Annotated in this window: 6 protein-coding genes; all 6 read right to left on the bottom strand. The window is 65.7% G+C overall.

Features of this window, described 5'->3' with window-relative positions; all coding sequences use genetic code 11:
- Positions 1 to 1,268: tetratricopeptide repeat protein (locus VFP86_06875; protein ID HET8999351.1), on the bottom strand; the 1,268-nt coding region annotated here is incomplete at its 3' end.
- 201 nt (positions 1,269 to 1,469) lie between these two features.
- On the bottom strand, positions 1,470 to 1,901 hold the full coding sequence (locus VFP86_06880; GenBank protein HET8999352.1) for a cupredoxin domain-containing protein: 432 nt from the start codon (positions 1,899 to 1,901) through the stop codon (positions 1,470 to 1,472).
- Between the two features lie 123 nt (positions 1,902 to 2,024).
- Positions 2,025 to 3,017, bottom strand: coding sequence for a UDP-glucuronic acid decarboxylase family protein (locus VFP86_06885; GenBank protein HET8999353.1), 993 nt, complete (start codon positions 3,015 to 3,017; stop codon positions 2,025 to 2,027).
- Positions 3,018 to 3,161: 144 nt separating this feature from the next.
- Entirely contained in the window at positions 3,162 to 3,494 is a 333-nt protein-coding gene (locus tag VFP86_06890) for a cupredoxin domain-containing protein (GenBank protein ID HET8999354.1), read from the bottom strand.
- 23 nt (positions 3,495 to 3,517) lie between these two features.
- Positions 3,518 to 4,288: a cytochrome P460 family protein gene (locus tag VFP86_06895; protein ID HET8999355.1), complete on the bottom strand. Its 771-nt coding sequence runs from the start codon at positions 4,286 to 4,288 to the stop codon at positions 3,518 to 3,520.
- A 158-nt stretch (positions 4,289 to 4,446) separates the two neighbouring features.
- Positions 4,447 to 5,314: HAMP domain-containing sensor histidine kinase (locus tag VFP86_06900; protein HET8999356.1), on the bottom strand; the 868-nt coding region annotated here is incomplete at its 5' end.

Here is a 5,314-nt window from a genome sequence, read left to right on the forward strand (position 1 = left end):
GCCTGCTCATGGAACCCCGCGGCTTCCCTGTAGTGTCCCCGGCTGCTGGCCAGCCGCGCCAGTTCGTGATAGATCGTGACGAGCTCCGGCATCATGCTCGACCTGCGGCACTGGGCCGCCGCCTCCTGAAGGGCGGCCATCGCGCTTTTGACATCTTCGCGCTCCGCCGCCAGCAACCCGAGCACGATCCGCGCTCGCGCCTCCTCGTCCGGCAGATGCACCTCCCGGCTCCGCGTGATCGCCCGATCGGCGACCTCCTCCGCCAGCCGTCGCTCCCCGCAAATGAAGTGGCACCGCGCCAGCTCCGTCAGCGTCCGGCACTCCCCCACCCCATCCCCCAATCGCTGCTTGATCGCGAGGCTCACCTGAAAGTGCTCTAGCGCCTCCCGCGGCCGTCCCGTCTGCAGCAGCACGATCCCCAGACTGTTCCGTACGTACGACGTAGACTGGAGGTCCTCGTACTGCTCGAACAGCGCCCGCGCCCGCTCGTACAAGCCCATCGCCTGCTCGAGGTCGCCGCTCGCGCTCAGCACGTTCCCTAATCCCATCAGCGCCTCGCCAACCCGCTCCGGTCGCTGCGCCCCTTCGAAGAGGGCGCGCGCGCTCGTGTACGCCTCGATCGCCTCATCGACCCGGCCCATCCGCCCGAGCACCGTCCCGAGATACAACTGGATCTCCCCCGCCAGCTGCGGCTCCGCACCCCCCAAGCGTGGGAGGACACCGAGCGCCTCCTTGTAGAGCGTCATGGCCTGCGGAAATCGCCCCTGCCGGTGCGCGACCGTCGCCAACCCGTGCAGCGCGCGGCACTCCACCAACGCGTCCCCCGCCGCCCGCCCCTCGTGCAGCGCGTCTTCTAGACTGACCCGAGCTTCCTCCAGGCGCCGCAGGCCCAGTAGGGCTTCCCCCAACCCCACCCGCGCCTGCCGCTGCATCGCCCGGCTGCGCCCCGCCGCCGCCAAGGTCTGCAGCTCCGCGAACGCCGTCCGCGCCGCCTCATACTGGCGCCGGCTCAACTCACCCCGGCCCCGGCTCGCCAGCACGGCCAGCAGCTTCTCAGACGCCGCGCCCGCGCCGTCGAGAAAGTAGGCGACCGGTTGGCCCAGCCGCGCCGCGAGCCGCTCCAACGTGGCCACCGATGGCTTCGCCCGGTCATGCTCCAAGAGGCTGATGAACCCTTTCGTCAGGTCGGGCGTCCCAAGCGCTTCCTGGGTCAGCCCCGCTGCCTGCCGTGCTTTCCGGATTCGCTGCCCTAACGTCAGCCTGGACATACGCCTCCAGCTCGAACCCGGGGTGGGTTTATGGGCACTCAACCCCCGTCGAAGTTCATTAACTCTCCTTGGAATCCTTTCTCGTCGGACAGCCTTACCCTGAGTGCCCGATCGTGAAGACGGCCATCGCGGACAACGAGACGCCCCTCCAAGCGGAGGGGCGTCCAGATCGGGCGTGTGATGCGCCGGTGCGTTATGGGGTTATTTCGAGGGGTGGTAGCCGGCCGGCCACACGACGAACGCGCCGGTCTGCCCTTGGGCTGCGTGGTTGCCGAGGCCACATAAGAATCCGTACTGGCCCGGCCCCTTAGCCACGAACGTGATCTCGGCCTTCTCGCCGGGCTCGACCAGCACGTACTTTCTCCCGTCTTTCGCCACGCCCTCCTTGAATTGCCCGCTGACGGTGTAGTCAACGTTGGACAAATATGGCGAGTTGAACGAGTGGGGGCGCTGTGGGTCGATGTTATCAAGCTGGAGGACGACCCTATCTCCCTCGTTGACGAAGAACAGGTTCGGGTCGAACTTGAACGAACTCATGGTGACGTGAATCACCCTCTTGGTCTGCGCCGGCGACGCGGTGCTGAGGGCAAAGAGAAGCGCAACGACCAGCACGCCTACAACAGAAATCCGCAAGCGCACATCCCTCCTTTCAGCATCGGCACGTTTCAACCGGCTCCATGTATGACGCCAGTGTACAATTGCCCGGTAAAGAATACGTAAAACCATACACCCGGGTTGGTCCCTCAAGAGGAGCGGTTAGATTTTGGCGGGACGGGTGACCCGGACGTCTGCCGCCGTGATCCCTTCCGTCCCTCGGGTAAACCACGCGATCGTCCGCCGAAGCCCGTCCTCTAGCGGAACATGCGGCTCATACCCGAGGAGGCGGCGTGCTTTCGTCAAGTCTGGACGCCGCCGCCGTGGGTCATCCTGCGGCAGCGGTCGAAAGACGATCGACGACACGTCGCCCGTCAAGCGCTTGATCACATGCGCCAGTTCGAGCAGGGTGCATTCGGCGTCGGAGCCAAGGTTGACGATCTCCCCGGTCAGGCCGGGAGAGGTGGCCAGTCGGAACACCCCCTCGACAAGATCATCGACGTAACAAAAGCTCCGAGTCTGCGACCCATCGCCAAAGACCTCGATCGGCAGGCCCTTGAGCCCTGCATCGATGAACGCCGGGATGGCCCGGCCATCGTTCCGGCGCATGTGGGGTCCATAGGTGTTGAAGATGCGCGCGATCCGGACCTCAAGGGAGTGCACCCGATGATATGCCATCGTGAGCGCTTCCTCGAACCGCTTGGCTTCATCGTAGACGCTGCGGGGGCCGACGGGGTTGACGTTACCCCAGTACTCCTCTCGCTGCGGGTGCTCGAGCGGATCTCCGTAGATCTCCGAGGTCGACGCGAGGACGTAACGCGCCTCCCGCGCTTTGGCGAGGCCCAGCGTGTGAAACGCGCCTAACGAATCCACCTTCATCGTATGGATTGGATGAGCCAGGTAGTCCACGGGGCTGGCGGGAGACGCAAAGTGCAGCACTACGTCCACCCGGCCTTCGATCGCGATGGGCTGCGTCACATCACCCGGCACGAGGCGAAGCGCAACATTGGAGGTTAAGTGCTCGAGGTTGCGCCGCGCGCCGGTGAGGAAGCTGTCGATCGCGGTTACCTGGTAGCCTTCGTTCAGGAACCGCTCGCAGAGATGCGAGCCGATAAACCCCGCGCCCCCGGTGATCACCACATGTGCCCGGCTCATCCAGTCCTCGCACTGTCGCGTCCGTCGTACCCGCGCCGACGTGATTCGGCCCGTCACCGGCGGCTCCCTCCCTCGACCGTTCCAACGCCCAATCCGGGCGCGAGGGGGGGGATGAGCCCACAAGGAGCGTTAAGGCGCGCTGAGCTACTGGCCCTGGACGGTAATCACCCCCGACATAGTAGGGTGGACGCCGCATCGGTAACTGTAGCGACCCGGCGCCGCAAAAGCGAACTTGAAGTCCTTCCCCGGTGCGATGATCCCCGAATTAAAGCTCTTCCCATCCTCAGCCGCCACATGATGGGGCCACTCGTCGTGGTTCACCCAGGTGACGACGGTTCCCGCCTGAATCGTCCACTCATGGGGCTGAAACGAAAAGTCCTGGACGTCCACCGTGACGGCCGACTGGGCTCCGAGGGGCCGGGGGCCGATCGCCAGCATCACGAGGGCGGTGAGGCCCGCGATCGTTGCCGTGCGCATGACGCTCCTCCTCTGCGACTCGACTACGGTTCGACGACGACCCGGCCGCGCATCTCGAGGTGCACCGCGCAGAAATACTGAACCGTGCCGGGCTTCGTGAATGTGGCGAAGTACCGGCTCTCGTTGGCGAGGTTCCCGGACTCGAACGATTTGTCGGCCGCCTTGACGTCGTGGGCGACCCCGTCGTAGTTGGCCCAGACGACCGTCGAGCCGGCCTTCACGTGGAGATCCCGCGGCCCGAACTGGTAATTATAGATGCCGATATGGTTGGCGTCCGCCGGCGCCCGAGCGGGCAGCGGATCCGGCCGGTTGAGGTAGGGGGTGAACACGTAGTCCTGGGCTTTCACCTGCGCGTGGCAGTTCACGCACCTGGCCACGGGATCCGCGATCTGCAGAGGCTCGAACGGCTTCTCCTGAGCGGTGCGGGTGTATCCGCTGTACACCCACCCCTTCGTCCCGGTTGCCTTGCTGTCGTAGCGCATCACGAACAGCACTCGCACCCAGCCGTCCTTCGGATCGAGTGATTCGCGGACGATCGTGACGCCATCCGGAAAGTGCGTGCGGGTCCCACCGCCCGGGGCCATCAGTTTCTTGAGATCGGCCGGACTCATGTTGATAAAGGTGTTTTTGGGCGCGGCGCTGGGGTTGCTCGGATCGTCGAGCGGAATCGCGTTCATCTTGGTCCAATTGCGATATTGGGTGACCTCGGCGGGGACGCCGGACTGCGCGTAGGCGGCGAGCGCCGCAGCGAGCGCGACACCCCCGGTCAATACTACAAGGAGCACGCGTCTCATACGGCTCTCCTCCCTCCCGATTCCGGAGGCATCCGGACGTCCCGGACGGGGGCCTCCGACCCTGGGTCCATGCCTCCATCTTCACTCTAGGGAGCGAGCGTAAGGGGAACTCCAGACACGGTTAAGAAATCGGTATGAACCTCAGCGGGGACGCCGGGTCACAAGAGGACGCCAGCGGGCGCGTGTTCCAGCACCGGCAGGACAACGGTGAACCGGGAGCCGCGACCCAGTCCGCTCTCCACCCGGAGCGATCCACTGTGCTGCTCGGCGACCCAGCGGGCGATGGCCAGCCCCAGACCAGTCCCCGTCTTGCCGCCGGCGTTTCTGCCGCGGTAGAACCGCTCGAAGATGTGTGGCAGATCCTCGGGATCGATTCCGCTCCCGCTGTCGACGACAGTGACCCACGCCTGCCCGGTGTCGCACCCGGCCTCGACGCGGACCTCGCCGGCGCGCGCCGTGTACTTAAAGGCGTTGTCGAGCAAGATCAGCAGCAGCTGCTTGAGGTAATCAGGGTTCGCCTCGACGGCGACGCCCTCGAGGGCGTCGCCGAAGGTGGTCGTGAACCGGACCTCGTCCGCCATCCCCTGGCCCTGGCGGCACGCCTCCGCGACGATCTCGGCGAGCAGCACCGGTTCCCTCGGCGTCTGCGCGCCCGCATCGGCACGGCCGAGAATGAGGAGCTGGGTGATCATCCGCGCCATCCGGTTCGCCTCACCGCGGATGTCGGCGAGCGCCTGGTCCCGAAACCCCGGGTCCGTATTGCCCATCTTGGCGAGCAAATCAAGGTTGCTCGTGATCACCGTCAGCGGCGTCCGGAGTTCGTGGGCGCAGTCGGCCAGGAACTGCCGCAGCCGCTGGTTCGACTGGTCGAGCGTCCGATACGCACCGTCCAGCTCAGCCAGCATGGCGTTGAACGTCGCGGCCAGGCGTCCGATCTCGTCCGGCGGTCCGTTGTAGGCGACCCGCTGCTTGAGATCCCGGCTCTCTTTGACCGCGCGTGCCGCCGCCACCACGCTCTCGATCGGA

The organism is bacterium, assembly GCA_035703895.1.
GTDB lineage: Bacteria > Sysuimicrobiota > Sysuimicrobiia > Sysuimicrobiales > Segetimicrobiaceae > Segetimicrobium.